Origin of the sequence: Pseudodesulfovibrio aespoeensis Aspo-2 (assembly GCF_000176915.2) — a bacterium.
Classification (GTDB): Bacteria; Desulfobacterota; Desulfovibrionia; order Desulfovibrionales; family Desulfovibrionaceae; genus Pseudodesulfovibrio; species Pseudodesulfovibrio aespoeensis.
This window is the reverse complement of the sequence record NC_014844.1, coordinates 1,174,337-1,192,748: the sequence shown is the minus strand read 5'-3', so window position 1 is coordinate 1,192,748 and position 18,412 is coordinate 1,174,337. Positions and strand designations below refer to the sequence as shown.

14 protein-coding genes are annotated in these 18,412 nt (G+C 64.4%); 7 read left to right on the top strand and 7 right to left on the bottom strand.

Annotation, left to right across the window (positions count from 1 at the left end; all coding sequences use genetic code 11):
- Positions 1–11: 11 nt before the first annotated feature.
- The 4 genes from DAES_RS05265 to DAES_RS05250 all read right to left on the bottom strand — a co-directional run bounded on the left by DAES_RS05265 (position 12) and on the right by DAES_RS05250 (position 6,180).
- Complete coding sequence (locus DAES_RS05265; RefSeq protein ID WP_013514000.1) at positions 12–1,283, bottom strand: adenylosuccinate synthase; 1,272 nt, start codon at positions 1,281–1,283, stop codon at positions 12–14.
- A gap of 109 nt (positions 1,284–1,392) precedes the next feature.
- Positions 1,393–1,788 carry a hypothetical protein gene (locus DAES_RS05260; protein WP_013513999.1) on the bottom strand — a complete coding sequence of 132 codons (396 nt, stop codon included), beginning with the start codon at positions 1,786–1,788 and terminating at the stop codon, positions 1,393–1,395.
- A gap of 176 nt (positions 1,789–1,964) precedes the next feature.
- Entirely contained in the window at positions 1,965–4,283 is a 2,319-nt protein-coding gene (locus DAES_RS05255) for a bacteriohemerythrin (protein ID WP_013513998.1), read from the bottom strand.
- 163 nt (positions 4,284–4,446) lie between these two features.
- A complete protein-coding gene (locus tag DAES_RS05250) occupies positions 4,447–6,180 on the bottom strand; it encodes a methyl-accepting chemotaxis protein (RefSeq protein ID WP_013513997.1) in 1,734 nt (577 codons plus the stop codon).
- A 276-nt stretch (positions 6,181–6,456) separates the two neighbouring features.
- Here DAES_RS05250 and DAES_RS05245 point away from each other — a divergent pair, with 276 nt between their 5' ends.
- The gene (locus DAES_RS05245; RefSeq protein ID WP_013513996.1) at positions 6,457–7,731 is read left to right on the top strand and encodes a phosphoribosylaminoimidazolecarboxamide formyltransferase; all 1,275 of its coding nucleotides are present in this window, start codon (positions 6,457–6,459) and stop codon (positions 7,729–7,731) included.
- Positions 7,732–7,792: 61 nt separating this feature from the next.
- Here the strand turns inward: DAES_RS05245 and DAES_RS05240 are convergent, their stop codons facing one another.
- Entirely contained in the window at positions 7,793–8,083 is a 291-nt protein-coding gene (locus DAES_RS05240) for a SemiSWEET family sugar transporter (RefSeq protein ID WP_041271358.1), read from the bottom strand.
- Positions 8,084–8,185: 102 nt separating this feature from the next.
- Here DAES_RS05240 and DAES_RS05235 point away from each other — a divergent pair, with 102 nt between their 5' ends.
- The 3 genes from DAES_RS05235 to DAES_RS05225 all read left to right on the top strand — a co-directional run bounded on the left by DAES_RS05235 (position 8,186) and on the right by DAES_RS05225 (position 11,867).
- A complete protein-coding gene (locus DAES_RS05235) occupies positions 8,186–10,240 on the top strand; it encodes a ribonuclease catalytic domain-containing protein (RefSeq protein WP_013513994.1) in 2,055 nt (684 codons plus the stop codon).
- Positions 10,241–10,324: 84 nt separating this feature from the next.
- A complete protein-coding gene (gene plsY / locus DAES_RS05230; protein ID WP_013513993.1) occupies positions 10,325–10,915 on the top strand; it encodes a glycerol-3-phosphate 1-O-acyltransferase PlsY in 591 nt (196 codons plus the stop codon).
- Positions 10,916–10,922: 7 nt separating this feature from the next.
- A complete protein-coding gene (locus DAES_RS05225; RefSeq protein ID WP_013513992.1) occupies positions 10,923–11,867 on the top strand; it encodes a cation diffusion facilitator family transporter in 945 nt (314 codons plus the stop codon).
- Between the two features lie 122 nt (positions 11,868–11,989).
- Here DAES_RS05225 and DAES_RS05220 read toward each other — a convergent pair whose 3' ends face one another.
- Together DAES_RS05220 and DAES_RS05215 are read right to left on the bottom strand one after the other, a co-directional pair.
- Positions 11,990–12,451, bottom strand: coding sequence for a hypothetical protein (locus tag DAES_RS05220; protein ID WP_013513991.1), 462 nt, complete (start codon positions 12,449–12,451; stop codon positions 11,990–11,992).
- A complete protein-coding gene (locus DAES_RS05215) occupies positions 12,441–13,499 on the bottom strand; it encodes a 4Fe-4S dicluster domain-containing protein (RefSeq protein ID WP_013513990.1) in 1,059 nt (352 codons plus the stop codon). Before DAES_RS05215 ends, DAES_RS05220 begins: the two co-directional genes overlap by 11 nt.
- Positions 13,500–13,911: 412 nt before the next feature.
- Here DAES_RS05215 and DAES_RS05210 point away from each other — a divergent pair, with 412 nt between their 5' ends.
- The 3 genes from DAES_RS05210 (at position 13,912) to DAES_RS05200 (ending at position 18,379) form a co-directional block, all read left to right on the top strand.
- Positions 13,912–15,237, top strand: coding sequence for a citrate synthase (locus DAES_RS05210; RefSeq protein WP_013513989.1), 1,326 nt, complete (start codon positions 13,912–13,914; stop codon positions 15,235–15,237).
- 152 nt (positions 15,238–15,389) lie between these two features.
- Positions 15,390–16,157 (top strand): NAD kinase, encoded by a 768-nt coding sequence (locus tag DAES_RS05205; RefSeq protein ID WP_013513988.1) that lies wholly within the window; start codon positions 15,390–15,392, stop codon positions 16,155–16,157.
- A 176-nt stretch (positions 16,158–16,333) separates the two neighbouring features.
- A complete protein-coding gene (locus tag DAES_RS05200) occupies positions 16,334–18,379 on the top strand; it encodes a DEAD/DEAH box helicase (protein ID WP_013513987.1) in 2,046 nt (681 codons plus the stop codon).
- Positions 18,380–18,412 lie beyond the last annotated feature (33 nt).

Below are 18,412 nucleotides of genomic sequence, written 5' to 3'. Positions count from 1 at the left end.
GCGCTCCGGTATCAGAAGGTTTGCACCCTGTCGGGACCGACGGAGACAATGCCCACCGGAACCCCGGTGATCTTCTCGATCCGCCTCAGGTAGTTGACGGCGTTGACCGGGAGGTCACCCCAGGAACGCGCGGCGGAGATGTCCTCGTCCCAGCCCGGCATGGACTCGTAGACCGGCGTGACGTGGCCCATGCCGTTCTGCTCCTGCGGTGGATAGAGGATGGTCTCGCCTCGATACTCGTAGGCCACGCAGAGCTTGAGCTCGCTGAGGCCGGAGAGCACATCGAGCTTGGTGATGGCCAGCTCGGTGGGGCCGTTGAGCCGCACCGACTCCTTGAGTACCACCAGATCGAGCCAGCCGCAGCGCCGCTTGCGCCCGGTGGTGGCCCCGAACTCGTGCCCCTTGCTCTGGAGGTAGTCGCCGTCGGCGTCCAGCAGCTCGGTGGGGAAGGGACCGCCGCCCACGCGGGTGGTGTAGGCCTTGACGATGGCCACGATGCGGTGCAGGTCGCGCGGGGAGCAGCCCGAGCCGGACGCGGCGTTGGCCGTGACCGTGTTGCTCGACGTGACAAAGGGATAGGTGCCGTGGTCGATGTCCAGATGGGTGCCCTGAGCACCCTCGAACAGGACCATGCCGTCCTTCTGGGCGGTCTGGATGGCCGTGGACACGTCGCCCAGGTAGGGCACCAGCCGCTCGGCATAGGGCAGCACCTCGGCGAACACGGCCTCGGGATCAAGCTCGCCCACCCCGTAAAAATGCTTGAAGAGAACGTTCTTCTCCTCCAGGGCCTTGCCGATCTTCTCGCGCAGCAGCTCGGGGTCGGCAAAGTCGCAGGCCCGGATGCCGCAGCGGTGCATCTTGTCCTCGTAGCAAGGGCCGATGCCGCGACCGGTGGTGCCGATCTTCTTGGCCTCTGACTTGGTCGTCTCGCGGGCCGAGTCGATGAGCCGGTGGTAGGGCATGATGACGTGGGTCTTCTTGCTGATCATCATCCGGGTGGGGGAAACATCAAGCCCCTTGGCAGCCAGCTTGTCCACCTCCTGACAGAAGACGACAGGGTCGAGGACCACGCCGTTGCCGATGAGACAGAGCTTGCCCGGATGCAGCACGCCCGACGGAATAAGGTGCAGGATGCACTGTTCGCCCTCCACCACCAGGGTGTGACCGGCATTGTTGCCGCCCTGAAAACGGACGACCGCGCTCGCCTGCTCGGCAAGGATATCGACGATCTTGCCCTTGCCCTCGTCTCCCCACTGGGAGCCGAAAACGACTATATTGGCCATGAATTGCTCCTTGAAAAACCGGGAACCCGCCCCGGCGTGAATTGCGCGCACAAACGGTTATCTTCCGTAAGTACAAACGCGCACGTCTGTCAACCGCGCAGGGCTTGAATTATTTCTTCTTCCTGGGCTCAAGGGTGAGCAGCTTGCCCTTGCGGTCCGCTCTGGGCCTGATCGGCGGAACTTCGCTCGGACCGGCGGAGCGTGGCGGCTTGGTCACCTCGTGCATGGTGCGTTCAGGGGCGGTCAGGGCGGCAAGGTCTATGTCCGCATGCGGGTCGCCGGGCATGCGCGACTGCGCCCAATTGTAATTGAACAGCTGGTTTTTGAGGCGAGTGGACTGGATCAGGTTGAAGATGAGCACCGACTCCTCCCACCGCTTGGTGGGCTCGAACTGGCGCACTTTCTCCGCATACTTCTCCCACAGGCTCATGAGGGAGGCCTCGTCATAGGCGTTGAGTTGCCTGGCCAGCTTCACCAGCGCCTTTTCCATGTAACTCTCGGACATCGGTATTCCTTGAAACAGATTCTCGACGTGAACGCGCCCGACACACCACCGGTGACGGACACCGCAACACCCTCAATAGCAAAAACATCCACGGCCCGCCACGCAAAAACGCCCCAGGCCCGCCCTTGGTCCATGGCCGGGGCAAGCCGGGGCGCATCGAGGCTTCCGGCCCTGGCCTAATACACGCCGCGGTCGTTGAAAAATCCGCTGTATTTCTTGTCCACGCCCTTGATGTGCTTGACCAGCCAGTCCTTGAGGAAGTTCATCACCTCCATGGTCACCGCCGCCTTGCCGGACAGAATCCTCTCCTCGAACTCGATCACCTTGTTCACAAAGGACTTGTGGGCGGCCACATGGTTGATCATGCCGGAATAGGCATGCTCCTCGAACATGGCCTCCTCGGTGGAAAAGTGGAAAACGGTGTAGTCCTTGAGCTCTTCGAGCACCTTGATCGTGGCCTGCATGCCCTTGCCGGTGCGCATGGCGTTGTGCAGCTTGTTGATGAGGTCGATCAGGCGCAGGTGCTGCTCGTCGATCTCGCGGATGTTGACGGACAGGTCGTCGGCCCACTGCATGATGCCGCCCGGATCGGCGGACTTGAGGCCGGAGCGGTCCGACAGCTTTTGCTGCGCCCTGCCGCTGGAGGACGAGGCCGCTGGCGATAACGCCTTGTGACTCGCCGGGGCCTTGGCCGGGGCGGTCCTGGCAGGCGTGGCCGCGTGACCGTTTCCGCGCTTATCCCCGTGTTCCCCGGCATGGCGCTCGGCAGGCCTTGCCTCCCCGCCCGCGTCCTCCCTGGTCATGTCGCGGATCACCGCGTCCAGGTCAGCGGCCATGGCGGCCATGGCGTCCAGGGCCTGGGCCGCGCGGGTCATGCCCTGGGCCGTCTCGTAGGCGATGCGCGTGACATCGGTCACGGCCTGGTTGATCTCCTCGCTGGCGGCGGACTGCTCCTCCGAGGCGGTGGCGATGGACTCCACCTGGCTCGCGGTCTCGCCCACGATGGACACGATCTCGGCCATGAACTCGCCGGACTCGTTGGCCGCGACGGTAGATTTGACGATGTCCTGGACCGAGGTTTCCACGGCCTTGATATTCTCCCTGGCCTGGGCCTGGATGCACGACACCGCGTCGCCCACCTCCTTGGTGGCCTGCATGGTCTTTTCGGCCAGTTTGCGGACCTCATCGGCCACCACGGCGAAGCCGCGACCCGCATCCCCGGCCCGGGCAGCCTCGATGGCCGCATTGAGGGCCAGGAGGTTGGTCTGGTCCGCGATGTCCGTGACCACGTTCATGATCTTGCCGATGTTCTCGGCCTGTTTGCCCAGTTCGCCCATGCTCGCGTTGAGTTCGAGAATCTGGTCCTTGATGGCGTCGATGGAGGCCACGGCGGCGCGGACGCCCTCGGCCCCGGTCCGGGCGTTCTCCCTGGCCCGGTCAGCCGACTGGGCCGCGTTGGATGCGTTGCGCGCCACTTCGAGCACCGTGGCGTTCATCTCCTCCATGGCCGTGGCGGTCTCGGCCATGCGATCGCGCTGCACGTCCGTGCCGTGATTGACCTCGTCCACCTGGGTGGCGAGCTGGGCCACGGACTCGGCCACATCGCGGGAGATGCGGCTCGCCTTGGACGCGGCCCGCCCCATGGTGTCGAGCAGTTCCCTGACCTGGGCCTGCTGCTCGCTGGCCCTGGCCACGGCCTGTCTGGCCTCGTCGGCGCTCTTCTCGGCCTCCCTCCCCCGGATCTCCGCCTGGGCCATGTTCTCGCCCAGCGCCCCCACCATGGTCACGGTGGCGTTTTTCAGGTCGAGCAGCTCCTCGGCATACTCGCCTCGGATCACGGATTTGTAGTCGCCTCCGGCCACGGCCTCGGCGTATTCCTTGAGGTAATTGAGCGGCTTGGTCAGCTTGACCTTGAGGTTATAGAGCACCAGCAGCACGATGACGATGGCGATGCCCACGCACGCCGCCTGACTGACAAGCAGCGTGGTGACACGGCCCTCGGACTCCTGCTGCATCAGGACCACGGCCTCGTTCATGGACATGAGCACCGCCTCGCTCAGGTCCGATATTTTCGCCACATCGGGCTTGCCCGTGGCAACCCCCTGCTCAACCAGCGCCTTGTAGTTGTTCCAGTGCTGGCGCACCTTGCCCAGCTTTTCGCTGGCAGCCTTGCTCGCCTTGGGCAGTTCACCCTTGGGGCCTGCGGGCTTCAGGGTCAGGGGCACTGGGCCGGAATCATCGAGGGCGGCAAGGGATTTCTCAAACAGGGCGATGGTCATTTCGATCTGACCGCGCAGGGCTGTGTCGCCCTGTGCGCCAAAGGCCAGGACTTCCTTGCCCAGCTTCTCGGCCAGCATGCGCTGGCGCCCGGCTATGTTGATGACCAGACTGTCGCTCTGCTGGCTCGACGTGACCATCCAAGTGGCGGCGAACATGCCGACAATGATGAGGAAAATGAGGAGAACGGAGCCAATCAGACGAAAGGATATATTCACGGGGTTCCTCCGGACGGTCGATGATCTGCGGTGGGGCGACGCGCGCTTGCCCTCTGGACCAGGTGGGAAGCGTTCCCAGCAATACAACGCTGCACCGCAAAACACAACGTCGGAGCCGCCCACGATTCAGGCGGCTCCGATCATTGTCCCTATTTGGCAACTATCAGAAACGCTCGAATCCGGAATCGTCGTCGTCCATGGACAGATCAACGCCGCCACCAGAACCCGGCGCCGGGCCGGACCTGGCCGATGGAAGCGGCTTGGGTGCTCCGGCCGCCCTGCCAACCGGCTTGGCCAGCTTCGCCTTGCCGCCCGTCACCTTGCCTGTGTTCGGATCATATGCCTTCTTGGCCTTGAGCCTCTGAGGCGCAGGCGCGGAGATGTCGCCGTCCGACACCTTGAAGAAACGGATCGACTGCTGGAGCTGCACGGCGTGGCTCGACAGCTCCTCTGCCGTGGACGCCACCTCTTCCGAGGCGGACGCATTCTGCTGGATGACCTTGTCCAGTTCCTGGATGGCCTTGTTGACCTGCTCGCCGCCAGCGTTCTGCTCGTTGCTGGCCGCCGCGATCTCCTGCACCAGTTCCGCTGTCTTGCGGATGTCCGGCACGATCTTGGCGAGCAGCCCGCCCGCCTCTTCGGCCACCCTGACACTGGTGGTTGAGAGTTCGCTGATCTCGGCGGCAGCCGTGCCGCTGCGCTCGGCCAGCTTGCGCACCTCGGCTGCGACCACGGCAAATCCCTTGCCGTGCTCGCCCGCACGGGCCGCTTCAATGGCCGCGTTGAGCGCCAGCAGGTTGGTCTGCCGGGCGATCTCCTCGACGATGAGGATCTTGTCCGCGATCTGCTTCATGGCCTCCACGGTCTTGGCCACGGCCTGCCCGCCCTTGTCTGTGTCCACAGCTGCCCGATTGGTCATGGAGTTGGTGGTCTGGGCGTTCTCGGCGTTCTGGCCGATACTCGATGTCATCTCCTCCATCGAGGCCGAGACCTCCTCCACGCTGGCGGCCTGCTCGGTGGCGCCCTGGGACAGCTCGATGGCCGAGGCGGCAAGCTCCTCGCTGCCCGCTGCCACCTGCTCGCTGGCCGAGCGCACCTCGCCCACCACGCGCCGAAGCGCGGCGACCATGTTGGCCATGGACTGGGAAAGCTGGCCCACCTCGTCGCGGCTGCGGACATTGACATCCATGCTCAAGTCGCCCTCGGCCATGCGGTTGGAAACGTGCACGGCCTCCACCAGCGGGGTGACGATTCCCCGGACCACGAACACGACCACAGCGATGATCAGCCCCATGGCGATGATGGTTGGAATGAGAATCTGCCAGCGCAGGGCAGATATCTGAGCCTGGACATCATCAACATAGATGCCGCTGCCCACCATCCAGCCCCACGGCTTGTAGAGCTTGACGTAGGATATCTTGGGCACTGGCTTTTCCGAACCCGGCTTGGGCCACATGTAGGGCACAAAGCCCTCCCCGGCCTTCTTGCACACCTCGGCCATTTCCACGAAGAGCGCCTTGCCGTCCGGGTCCTTGGAGTTGGTCAGATCCTGCCCATCCATGTCTGCCCTGAGCGGATGCATGATCATGGTTGGACCCAGGTCGTTGATCCAGTAATAGTTATCGCCCATGTAGCGCATCGCCCTGATGGCCGCCTTGGCCCTGGTCTGGGCCTCTTCCTGGCTCAGGCTGCCGCTGGCTGCTTGATCCCCGTAATATTGCATGACAGAATAGGCAGTCTCCACCGAGCTCCTGGTGGCGATGCTCTTCTCCTCCATAAGCGAATCCCCCACCACCGGGATGAAGTACCCAAGGAGCCCCCCCAGAACCAGCACGACCGCAGCGAGAAAAAGGCTCAAGACCTTGCTTCTCATCCCCCAATCTCGAAAACGCCGCATGTTCTCCTCCAGTCTGTTGATCAATTCTCGGGAATCGTTCCATCATTCCCCATGAAATTCCGCCCGACTTTGCCATGACATTGCCACATAATTCGTGCTGAAGGTATGATTATTTTCAACAAATAGACTAACTGGACAATCAATCCGCACTTGAAGCGAGCAAACCCGGCCCTGCTGGCGGCGGGGTGTCTAACAATTTGCCCGCAGGGGGAAGCTGTGCTATGACCGCGTCCTCCAAGGGGACACGAAGACACAGGAGCAACAAGGGGTAAGGCCATGAGTGATCTGAAGAAGATGTACACGACGCTGCAGGAAGATCCGTTTCCGGCAGACCTGAAACTGACTCTGGGCGACCAGGAACTGGTTTTCAAGAAGCGCACCTGGGAGATCGACGGCCAGACCAAAGGGCTGCGCTACGGCGAGAACCCGGACCAGCCCGCAGCACTCTACGAACTGACGCAGGGTTGCCTTGAGGTGGGTGGCGTGAAGTTCATCGGCGCGGGCCAGGGGCTGGTCTCGGCCCTGACCGAGGAGCACATGCTCCAGGCGGGCAAGCATCCGGGCAAGACCAACCTGACCGACGTAGACAACGCCCTGAATATCCTGCAATATTTGTCTGCCAAACCCGCAGCCCTCATCCTCAAGCACAACAACCCCTGCGGGGCGGCCTGGACCGACGATGGCGTGGCCGTGGCCCTCAGGCGCGCCTTTGAAGCGGACCGCATCGCCGCCTTTGGCGGGGCCGTGGTGGTCAACCGCACCCTTGATCTGGCCACAGCCCAGTTGATCAACTCCGTCTATTTCGAAGTGGTGGCCGCCCCGGACTACGCCCCGGACGCTCTGGCGGAGCTGAAGAAAAAGAAAAACCTGCGCATCCTGCGCATTCCCGGCATCGCCGACCTCGAAAGTCTGTCGCGCACGCCGTTTCTGGACATCAAGTCTCTGTCGGACGGCGGCATGGTGGTCCAGTTCTCGTTTCGCAACGCCATCCTGGCGACTGAAGACTTTCTCCCGGCCAGGGCCGAGAAGGACGGCAACGTCTTCCTGGCCCGCGCGCCCGGCAGGCAGGAGGCGGACGACCTGCTCTTCGCCTGGGCCGTGGAGGCGGGTGTGACCTCCAACTCCGTGCTCTTCGTCAAGGACGGCGTGACCACGGCCATCGGCACCGGCGAACAGGACCGGGTGGGCTGCGTGCTCCTGGCCGTGACCAAGGCCTACATCAAGTACATGGACCTGCTCTCGTCCAAGGAGCTGGGCCTGTCCATATTCGAGCTCAAGCTCAAGGCCATCAGAGACCCGGAGGCCAAGGCGCAGCTTGCCGACATTGAACGCCGCACGGCAGAGGCCAAGGGCGGCCTGCCCGGCTCGGTGGTGGTTTCTGACGGATTCTTCCCGTTCCGCGACGGCGTGGACCTGTGCATCGACCAGGGGGTGACCGCCATTGCCCAGCCGGGCGGCTCCATCCGCGACCACGAGGTGATCGCGGCGGTCAACGAGGCCAGCCCGCAGGTGGCCATGGTCTTCACCGGCCAGCGGTCCTTCAAACACTGATGTACCAGGGATGAATGACCAGGGCTTCGCCGGGTCGCGATCCGGCGAGGCCCTTTTTGATTCAACGGCGCGGGGGCGGGGCGGGTTTCTTCCGGCCAAAGGCCAGCTTCATGCCCAGCACCGAGGCGGCCAGGACCAGGGTGACCGAGTTGGCCAGCAGCACGGCCACCGAGCCCACCAGCGCGCCGTAGACGAGCCACAGCGACACCCCGAGGCACAGCAGCAGATACATGCGCAGCGAGATGTCGGCCACGGACCGGGTGCGCCAGGTGCGCACCACCTGCGGCACGAACGAGGCCGTGGTGCAAAAGCCGGCCACGAGGCCGATGATCTCCATGGTGTCGCGTTCCATGGCTCCGTGTATACCGCCCCACTTACGCTGACAACTGATTCATGATAGAAAACCTCACACCCGAAAACCACCGCAACGCACAGCAGTGAACAAGTAGTGAACATGGTCAAACAGACAGCACCCGCCTCGATCATCCGCCCCGGCACCGTGGTGGAATTCATGCAGGGCGATCATCCCCAGCTGGCCTGGGTGCTTGAGGAGTCCGCCGGGCGGCTCAGGCTCGTCTCCATCCACAAGCGCGAGATCAAGCTCCCGGCGGCGCGCATCCTGCCGTGGTCCGGACCGACCCACAGCCCGGAGTCCAACCGGCAGGAAATCCAGGACATCCTCAACGCCCACCAGGACCGCCGCGGCGAGATCCAGGCCGGGCTGAACGTCATGGAGCTGTGGGAACTGGCCCAGGGCGAGTTGGAGAGCGCGCCGCTGTCGTGGTTTTGCGACCTGCTCTTCGACGGCCCCGGCCCGGACGAGGTGGCCGCCCTTGGCCGGGCCATGCTCTCGGCCAAGACCCACTTCAAGTTTCGCCCCCCGAATTTCGAGATATGGCCCGCTGAAAAGGTCGAGCTGCGCCTGCGCGAACAGTCCGAGGAAAAGGAGCGCGAGGCGATCACCACCGTCGGACACACCTTGGTCCAGGAGCTGTGGACCGCCCACAGCCAGGGCCGAAAGCCCGCCATCCCGGCCATGGACCGCGAGCTGGCAGCGGGCATCGAGCGCATCCTCAGGCACGCCATCGCCGGAACCATGGACGAGACCGAGGCCAAGATATGGCAGGCCATTGCCAAGGGCATGCCGGACATCCCCCACCTGCCCCTGCTCCTGGCCCAGGCCTGGGGCGTGCTGCCCGACCACCACAACGCCCTGCTCGACGAGGCCGGATACGCCTGGGGCAATCAGTGGTCGGAACCCTTCGCCAATGAAATCGAAGCGATAGAAATTGCCTTTTCCAATGAATCCGGCGAGGACTCGCCCCTGGAGTTCATCAGCATCGACGCGTCCACCACCCGCGACATCGACGACGCCTTCCATATCGAGCGCGACGGTGACGGCTACGCCCTGTCCATCGCCCTGGCCCGGCCCGATGCCCACTGGGAGTTCGGCTCGCCCCTTGACCGGGCCGTGGCCGACCGCGCCACCAGCCTCTACCTGCCCGAAGGCACGGGCCACATGCTGCCCGAGCAATTCGGCACTGGCCTGTACAGCCTGCTGGCCGGAGAGCGTCGGCCCGTGCTCATCGCCCTGTTCCGCCTCGACGCCGGGGGCGCGCTGCTCTCGGTGACCCCGCGCATGGCCTGGGCCACGGTCAGGGCCAACATCACCTACGAGGATGCCGAGCAGGCCATTGTCCAGGGCTCAGACCCATCCCTGGTCCTGGCCCACGCCCTGGCTGAGAAGCTCATCGGCCAGCGCATCGAGACCGGGGCCTGCGTCATCCGCAAGCCCGAGCCCGTGGTCACGGTCGAGGGCCAGGGCGCGCAGTTGGTGGTGGACATCACCCTCAAGGAGCCGTGTCCCATGGCCGAGCTGGTCATCAGCGAGTTCATGATCCTGGCCAACTCCGGCCTTGCCCTCTGGGCCAGGGACCACGGCGTGCCGCTGCTCCACCGCACCCAGGACATCGCCCTGCCCCAGGAGGCAGCCGGCATCTTCACCGAACCCGCCGAGATCCTGCGCTCGGTCAAGCTCCTGCTGCCCCCGGCCCTGGAGACAACGCCCAAGCGCCATGCGGCCCTGGGCGTCCCGGCCTATGCGCCCATATCGTCGCCGCTGCGCCGGTACACGGATTTCATCAACATGGCCCAGGTCTGCACCTTTCTCGCCCACGGCCAGCCGCGCCTGGACACCGACGCCCTGGATCATCTCGCCATCCAGCTGGGCGCGCGCATCAAGGCGGTCGGCGCGGTACAGCGGTTCCGGCCCAGATACTGGAAGCTCGTCTACCTCGCCAAGCGGCGCAAGGAGCTGCACCCCGCCGTGCTGGTGGAGGACAGCGGCCCCATGGCCACCCTGGCCATGCCCCAGTACCAGCTCAATGTCCGCGCACCGCGCAAGCTTCTGGGCGACAAGCTCTATCCCGGCCAGCGGTTCCGGGTCAGCTTCTCCCGCATCGACCCGCTGACCAACGAGATCCGGCTGGGCGAGGCTCTGGAGGACTGAGCCGCGCGCCGGTCACCCCTTCCAATCGCCGGATAAAAACGCTACAACACCGGAACCCAAAGCACGACATCAGGAGAATCCCGCATGTCCATACTCGTCTGGATCGTCATTGCCTATGTCCTCGGCTCCGTCCCCTTCGGGCTGGTCATAGCCAAAACCCTGTGCAACATCGACCCGCGCACCGACGGCAGCCGCAACATCGGCGCTACCAACATCGCCCGGCTGTGCGGCCTCAAATACGGCATCGCCACCCTGGTGCTGGACATCTCCAAGGGACTGGTGCCCGTGCTCATGGCCTCGTCGTGGATCGAATCCGATCTTGGCCTGAGCCTCGTGGTCCTGGCCGCCATCCTCGGCCACATATTTTCCTGCTTCATGCACTTCAAAGGCGGCAAGGCCGTGGCCACCACGGTGGGCGCATTCCTGGCCGTCTCCTTCTGGGGCACCCTGCTCTCGGCGGCCATGTGCCTGACCGTGGTCGCCCTGTCCGGCCATGTCTCCATGGGCTCGCTGACCCTGGCCCTGGCCCTGCCCGTATTCATGCTGCTCACGGGCAATGCCGCCTTTGTGCCCGTGGCCCTGGTGGTCATGGTCCTGCTCTTCTGGCGGCACAAGGAGAACATCCGCAGGCTGGCGCGCGGCGAGGAGAATCCCTGGCTCAAGCCCAGGGTGTGAGCCGTCCATGATCGCCGCCTCACCCAGACGCTACGCGATCTATTCGATAGTCGCTTCGATCCTGACCCTGGCCCTCAAGTTCGGGGCCTGGGGCATGACCGGATCGGTCGGCCTGCTCTCCGACGCCACCGAATCCATCGTCAACCTGACCGCCGGGATGCTGGCCCTGACGGCCATCACCATTGCCATGCGCCCGGCAGACCGCAGCCACAGCTACGGCCACGGCAAGGCCGAATATTTCTCCAGCGGCATCGAGGGCATCCTGATCATCGTGGCGGCCATCGGCATCACCTACGCCGCCGTGAGCCGGTTTTTCGACCCCAGGGAGCTGGTCAACCTTGGACCGGGCCTCCTCCTTGCCCTGCTCTCCTCTGTCATCAATTTCGTCACGGCCAGGGTCATGCTCCGGGCCGCCGCCCATTTCGACTCCATCACCCTGGAGGCGGACGCCAAGCACCTGCTGACCGATGTCTGGACCTCGGTCGGGCTGGTGGCAGGGCTGGCCGTGCTGATCGTCATGCCGCAGTGGTCCATCCTGGACCCCGTCATCGCCATCGTCATGGCCGGAAACATCGTCGTTACTGGCGTCAGCCTGCTCAAGCGCTCGGTGAGCGGACTGATGGACGACGCCCTGCCGCCCGACGAAATCGAGCGCATCGGCGCGGCCATCCGCAAACACCAGGGCGAAAACGCCACCTTCCACGGCCTGCGCACCCGAAAATCCGGTCCGCGCCGGTTCATCGACTTCCACCTGCTCCTGCCCGGCAAAACGACCGTGCGGGACGCCCACGACCTGTGCTGCGTCATCGAGGACGAGATCAAGGCCGGGCTGGCCCGGGCCGAGGTCACCATCCACGTGGAGCCACTGGAAAGCGAGGCATCCTACGATGGCCGCAAGGTGGGCGGAGAATGCGAGGCAAGCATGGTCATGAATGAGGACGACTCGTCATGACATCCGGCCAGGGGCCGAACTGTCTTTCTTCAAAACGAAAAGGGGAGCCGTGACGGCTCCCCTTTTGACAGAGGAAGGGAGTGTGAGGGAAAGGGCGTTCGGCTGTCAGGGGACGACGAAATCTATCGCGGCCCGGCATAGGCCGAGGACTTGCGGATCAGCGCGGCCAGGGCCGCTGCGCCCAATGCCATGGCCAGCACGAGGTGGACCCACTCGATGGTCACGATGAACGCGGGGTCCAGGGTCACGCCGGGCAGGTTGCGGTACACGCGCAGGCCGCCGCTGACGATCAGCCCGCCCAGGATGGCCGCGCGGGCCGCGCCAAACGGCGTCAGCGCGAGCCGGTCGCGCCACTCAAGCAGCCAGTTGGTCACGGCCAGCCCCACAATGAACAGGAGCAGGGCCGCGAACAGGTAATGGAGCCGGTGGACTATGAAGAAATCCCCGGTCCAGGCCAGCCCCGGCACCTCGGTAAGGTAATAGCGTGTGGCCAGGGGCATCTGGAGCATGCCGGTCACGGCCAGCATGGTCACGGAAAAGATGAACAGCCGACTGATCCAGACAGGATACGCTCTAGCTCGCATCACTCTCCCCCTTATCGCTCTCCCTCTTTTCTTCATGGCTCTCTTCATCCCGCAGCCCCGGCTTGTCACGACCAAGCAGCCTGGCGCCAAGCCCAAGGAATCCGGCGGCAATGCCGGCCACCGGGGCCAGCAGCGTTGCCGTGGCCAGATTCGTTTCATCAGCCATGACATCGGCCACAGGCTTGAGATGAGGCCTGCCCTTGCCCTGCTCCACCGCCGCGTCCAGCAGATCAAAGGGAACCGGCGAGACATAGAGGGTGTTGGTGCCGCCGTTCTCGGTCAGGCCGTAGATAAAACCGTTCATCTCGTCGGCCAGGGTGCGCGCCCTGGCAATCATCTCGCGGCGCGGGCCGATAGTTTGCACGCCCTCGGGACACTCGACGATGCAGGCGGGCAGCTCACCCTGGTCGATGCGCTGATAGCAGCGGTCGCACTTGTACATGACGCCGTTGCCCGCGAAACGCGGCATGAGGTCAAGATACAGCCCCACCCCGGACTGGCGCTGGGGGATGTGCCACGGGCAGACCGTGCGGCACTTGGCCCCGCCAAGGCAGAGGGAATCGTTGATGCGGGTCAGCCCGTTGGCCTGCTTGTTGGCCGCGCCAAAGGGGCACATGTTGGCGCACGGCGGGTTGACGCAGTGCATGCAGCGGCGCGGGATGTTGATGACATGGTCCACGCCCTGGTAGCGCACCTGCGCGGTCTGGATGGAGAGCCAGTTGTATGGCGTAAGCCGGTCGTCCACGTCGCGCCGCCCGGACCAGTCCTCGGGCTTGGCCCGGCTGGCCGGGGACATGGCCGGAAAGGGCTTCTCCGGCTCGGGAAACTTGGGCGCATTGGCCTCGCGACACGCCTCGACACATGCGCCACAGCCGATGCATTTCGACAGGTCGAGCAGGGTGACCAGCTCTTCTCCCGACGGCACCGCGTCCGCTCCGGCACCGGCCAGGCCGACCGACGGCACAAGGGCCCCGGCCCCGGCCACGACCAGGGCCTTGAGAAACCCGCGCCGACTCACGCCGAATGATCTTCTGCTGTCCTTCTTCATGATAGTCCAAACTCCCGGCTTGGTCTTTGTCCCGCCATCCCTTCGCAACATACCCTATAGGGGTATATTTCCGGTTGTCAACCTCCCTTCCCGCAATTCATTGCTGTCTGCACAATTATCCCCCTTTGCGGGGATTGAGAAGCGCGAAACTCTGGAGTAGGGTCGTGCCTTGCGCATCGGACGCCCGGGCACGGGCGCAGGATGATACCATCTCCCATAGAACATGCCACCGCAGCGGAGTTTGACATGGCGGGCGCACTCGACTATCCAAAGACAAGCTACGACTCTGAGTCCGCATTGCCAGGATCGCTTCCACCCCGCCCGAGCGGCGGACGACGAAGAAACCCTTCGACATCAGGTCCGATCACCAGAACTTTTATTTGCACCCGATGCCTGAAGGGGGGCTTCACCCATGATTCCCAGAGGTAACACCATGCTGAAAGAGACCAAGGACGCCAAGGGCAAAACCGCCTATCTCATACTGGACGGCACCACCTACGAGCTGCCCGTCATCGTGGGCACTGAAAACGAGCACGCCATCGACATCCGCGCCCTGCGAAAAGACACGGGCCACATCACCTACGACCCCGGCTTTGGCAACACCGGAGCCTGCTCCAGCGCCATCACCTTTGTGGACGGCGAAAACGGCATCCTGCGCTATCGCGGATACTCCATCGAGGAACTTGCCGCCAACAGCTCCTTCATCGAAACCGCCTACATGCTCATCTTTGGAGCCCTGCCTACCCGCGAGGAGCGCCAGCAGTTCCGCGACCTGCTCAGTGACCAGGAGTTGCTGCACGAGGGGTTGCGCCATCATTTCGACGGGTTCCCTTCCGCCGGGCATCCCATGGCCATCCTCTCGGCGGTCATCAACGCCATGGGCTGCTACCATCCCGACCTGCTGGAGATCGAAACGGACGAGGAATTCCTGCGCGCCACGGCCAAGATCATCTCCAAGGTGCGCACCATCGCGACCTGGTCCTTTCGCAAGGGCCAGGGACTGCCCTTCATGTATCCCGACCCCAAGCTGTCGTACTGCCGCAACTTCCTGCACATGATGCACTCCATCCCCTACAAGCAGTTCGACCCCACCGACGAACAGGAGCGCGCCCTCTCGCTCTTCTTCCTGCTCCACGCCGACCACGAGCAGAACTGCTCCTGCTCCACGGTGCGCATGGTCCAGTCCACCGAGGCCAACCTCTTTGCCTCGGTCTCGGCAGGCATCTGCGCCCTGTGGGGGCGTCTGCACGGCGGGGCCAACGCGGGCGTGGTCACCATGCTCGAACAGATCCGCGACGGCGAAGCCTCCATATCCGAATACATCGAGCGGGTGAAAAAGAAGGAATTGAAACTCATGGGCTTTGGCCACCGCATCTACAAGAGCTTTGACCCCAGGGCCAAAATCCTGCGCAAGGCCGCCCACGAGATGCTCGAATCCACGGGCTACCAAGACCCCATGCTCGACATCGCCCTTGAGCTGGCCGATGTGGCCATGAACGACGAATATTTCACCGAGCGCAAGCTCTACCCCAACGTGGACTTCTACTCCGGCATCATCCTGCGCGCCCTGGGCATCCCGGTGAACATGTTCCCTGTCATGTTCGCAATCGGCCGGATGCCCGGCTGGATCGCCCACTGGCACGAGGCCCACGCCGACTCCACCACGCGCATCCACCGCCCGCGCCAGATATATATCGGCGACACCCCGCGCCCGTACATTCCCATCGACAAGCGGTAGCGGCCCCTTCGCGACATCACGCCCCGGCCCTGACGGGCCGGGGTTTTTTCTCCCGACCATCCGGCGTGCCGGGCTTTACCTCATAGATCATGCGGTGTAGGGCTTTTGTCAGGGAGTTTGCATGCCTTGCAAAACATCGAAACAGGACAGCCATGTCATTTGAAAAAATCGCCTGCGTTGCTTCGGCCTCGCCAGAGGCCCAGGAGGGGCTGAAGCAGCTCTCCGACGCGCTCCCCCTGGTGCCGGTAGGGGAGGCGGACATCATCGTCGCCCTGGGCGGCGACGGGTTCCTGCTCAGAACCTTGCACGAATACCTCCACTGCGGGCTGCCCATCTACGGAATGAACCGGGGCACCGTGGGCTTCCTGCTCAACGAGTTCCACTGCGGGAACGTGCTTGAACGGCTCAACAACGCCCAGCCGCACCTGCTCCACCCCCTGCGCATGACCGCCACCACCCTGTCGGGCGAGCGGCACAAGGCCCTGGCCTTCAACGAGGTGGCCCTGCTGCGCTACTCCCAGCAGTCGGCCCATGTCCGGGTGCTGATCAATGGCCGCCAGCGGCTCGACAACCTCATCTGCGACGGCATCATGGTGGCCACTCCGGCAGGCAGCACGGCCTACAACCTCTCGGCCCGCGGCCCCATCATCCCGCTGGGCTCCAATGTCCTGGCCCTGACCCCGGTCAGCCCGTTCCGGCCCCGGCGGTGGAACGGCGCGCTCCTGCCCCACACGGCCACGGTCGAATTCGAAATCCTCGACCCTGACAAAAGGCCGGTCGGCGTCTCGGCGGACTCCCTTGAAGTGCGCAAGGTGACCCATGTGGCGGTGTTCGAGGATTCCACGATCCACGCCTGCGTCCTCTTCGACCCGGACCACTCCCTCGAAGAACGCATCTTCAGCGAGCAGTTCGTGCATTAGCGCCCTCGGCACGGCCCCGGCCCGCCCCTTGCCCGGCCCCTCGGCACCCCTCTGTCCACGGTGTTGTACAAACGTGGCAGAAAGGTGTATGCTGTTTCCGCCAAACGCGATTTCACACCCCGGTCCCGCCACGCTAATCCATTGACCGGGGTACACACCATACACTTCAGGATACCATGGAAAACGACATCACGAACCAATCGATGAACGAGGACACCGGGGCCGACGCGGACTCCGGAATACTGACATTTGAAGCCCTGCCCGACAAACTGCGCAAGGCGTGCGACCGCGCCGGATGGACCAAGCTCATGCCCGTGCAGCAGAAGGCCATGCCCTTCCTGCTCGAAGACCGTGACGTGATGGTCCAGGCCCGGACAGGCTCTGGCAAGACCGGCGCATTCGTGCTGCCGCTGCTCCAGAAGCTCGACGCCAACCTGCCCCAGTGCCAGGCCCTGGTCATGGTCCCCACCCGCGAGCTGGCCCGCCAGGTGGCGGATGAGGCATTGATGCTCTCGGGCGAGGAGGGCATCGGCGTGGTCGCGGTCTACGGCGGCGTGGGCTACAAGGAACAGCTCGACGCCTTCCGCGACGGCGCGCAGCTCGTGGTCGGCACCCCGGGCCGCATCCTCGACCATCTGGTGCGCCGCAACCTGACGCTGGACCACCTCAAGACGCTCATCTTCGACGAGGCGGACCGGATGCTCTCCGTGGGCTTCTACCCCGACATGGTCGAGGTCAAGCGCTACCTGCCGCGCACCCTGCGCGGGGCCTACATGTTCTCGGCCACCTTCCCCCAGAGCGTGCTGCGTCTGGCCGAGGAATTCATGGACAAGCCGGAGTTCCTCAGCCTGTCCAGCGACGAAGCCAATATTTCTTCCATCGCCCACCAGTTCGTGGAGGTGGCGGCCATGGGCAAGGAGCGCAAGCTCATCAAGCTCATCGAGCTTGAAAACCCCACCTCGGCCCTGATCTTCTCCAACACCAAGCGCAACGTGGAATTCACCGCCGCCCTGCTCTCCCAGTTCGGCTTTGACGCCGAGGGGCTGACCTCGGACCTGACCCAGGGCAAGCGCGAATCCCTCATGGCCCGGATCAAGGAGGGCAAGCTGCGCTTCCTGGTGGCCACCGACGTGGCCGCGCGCGGCATCGACATCCCGGAGCTGTCCCATGTCTTCATGCTGGAGCCGCCCGAAGACCCGGAGTCCTACGTCCACCGCGCAGGCCGCACGGGCCGGGCCGGAGCCACGGGCACGGCCATCACCCTGGTGGACGTCATCCAGCGCATGGAGCTTGAGCGCATCGCCACCCGCTTCTCCATCCAGTTCGAGGAAATCAAGGATCCCACCGAGCAGGACGTGGCGGCCATCATCGAGGAGCGGCTGACCGCCCTGCTCGAAAAGAAATTCCGCAAGCTGACCAACCTGGAGCGCGAGCGCGCCTCCCGTTTTCTCTCCCTGGCCCGCAAGTATGCGGACAACGAGGAATCCCTGGGCCTGCTGGCCATGCAGCTCGACGAGCTCTACCAGCACACCCTGCACGGCAAGCCCGCCGCCGAGCCCGCACCACGCACGCAGCCCGCACCGGCCCGCGAACGCTCCGTGAGCCGCGACGAAGAACGCTCGCCCAAGGGCGGTCGCCGCCAGGGACGCGGCTCAAGACGGGACGAGGAAGGCGACGCTGGACGCGCTCAGAGCCGGCCCGCACAGCGTGACGACCGGCCTGATGCCCGCCCCAGTGAGAGTCGTGATGAACAACGCGACGAGCAACGGGAACGTTCGGACACGATGCGCCAGGAGCAGCCGGAACGCCAGGAACGCCCCAGAAGCCAGGAAGCGCCCGACAAACAGCGCCCGGCACCGGAACGCGATGCCGAGAAACCGGAGCGTGACGGGCCGCGCAGACCACGCCGCCCCAGACGCGACGAACCCCGCGCAGAGCGGCCCGGACAATCCGATAGTCCGGAAAAGTCCGAGCGTCCCGAAAGGTCCGAACGTCAGGGAAAATCCGAACGCCCCGAAAGGCCTGAACGCCGGGAAAGGTCCGAGCAGCAGGACAGGCCCGAGCGGGATGAAAGGTCCGAACAGGACGACCGGCCCGAACAAGACGACAGGCCTGAACGGGATGACAGACCCGCGCAGCCCGTAAACTCGGACAACGACAGCCCCATATCCAGGCCCCGGCCCAGACGGCGCAGGCGCAAGAAACCCTCGTCCGGCGCGTAGCCGACAGGCAGCCCGCACACCGGGCCGGCAGTC

Coding starts and splice junctions, on each gene's coding strand:
- DAES_RS05265 (WP_013514000.1), bottom strand. CDS start 1,283: ATGGCCAATATAGTCGTTTTCGGCTCCCAGTGGGGAGACGAGGGCAAG.
- DAES_RS05260 (WP_013513999.1), bottom strand. CDS start 1,788: ATGTCCGAGAGTTACATGGAAAAGGCGCTGGTGAAGCTGGCCAGGCAA.
- DAES_RS05250 (WP_013513997.1), bottom strand. CDS start 6,180: ATGCGGCGTTTTCGAGATTGGGGGATGAGAAGCAAGGTCTTGAGCCTT.
- DAES_RS05245 (WP_013513996.1), top strand. CDS start 6,457: ATGAGTGATCTGAAGAAGATGTACACGACGCTGCAGGAAGATCCGTTT.
- DAES_RS05240 (WP_041271358.1), bottom strand. CDS start 8,083: ATGGAACGCGACACCATGGAGATCATCGGCCTCGTGGCCGGCTTTTGC.
- DAES_RS05235 (WP_013513994.1), top strand. CDS start 8,186: ATGGTCAAACAGACAGCACCCGCCTCGATCATCCGCCCCGGCACCGTG.
- plsY (WP_013513993.1), top strand. CDS start 10,325: ATGTCCATACTCGTCTGGATCGTCATTGCCTATGTCCTCGGCTCCGTC.
- DAES_RS05225 (WP_013513992.1), top strand. CDS start 10,923: ATGATCGCCGCCTCACCCAGACGCTACGCGATCTATTCGATAGTCGCT.
- DAES_RS05220 (WP_013513991.1), bottom strand. CDS start 12,451: ATGCGAGCTAGAGCGTATCCTGTCTGGATCAGTCGGCTGTTCATCTTT.
- DAES_RS05215 (WP_013513990.1), bottom strand. CDS start 13,499: ATGAAGAAGGACAGCAGAAGATCATTCGGCGTGAGTCGGCGCGGGTTT.
- DAES_RS05210 (WP_013513989.1), top strand. CDS start 13,912: ATGATTCCCAGAGGTAACACCATGCTGAAAGAGACCAAGGACGCCAAG.
- DAES_RS05205 (WP_013513988.1), top strand. CDS start 15,390: ATGTCATTTGAAAAAATCGCCTGCGTTGCTTCGGCCTCGCCAGAGGCC.
- DAES_RS05200 (WP_013513987.1), top strand. CDS start 16,334: ATGGAAAACGACATCACGAACCAATCGATGAACGAGGACACCGGGGCC.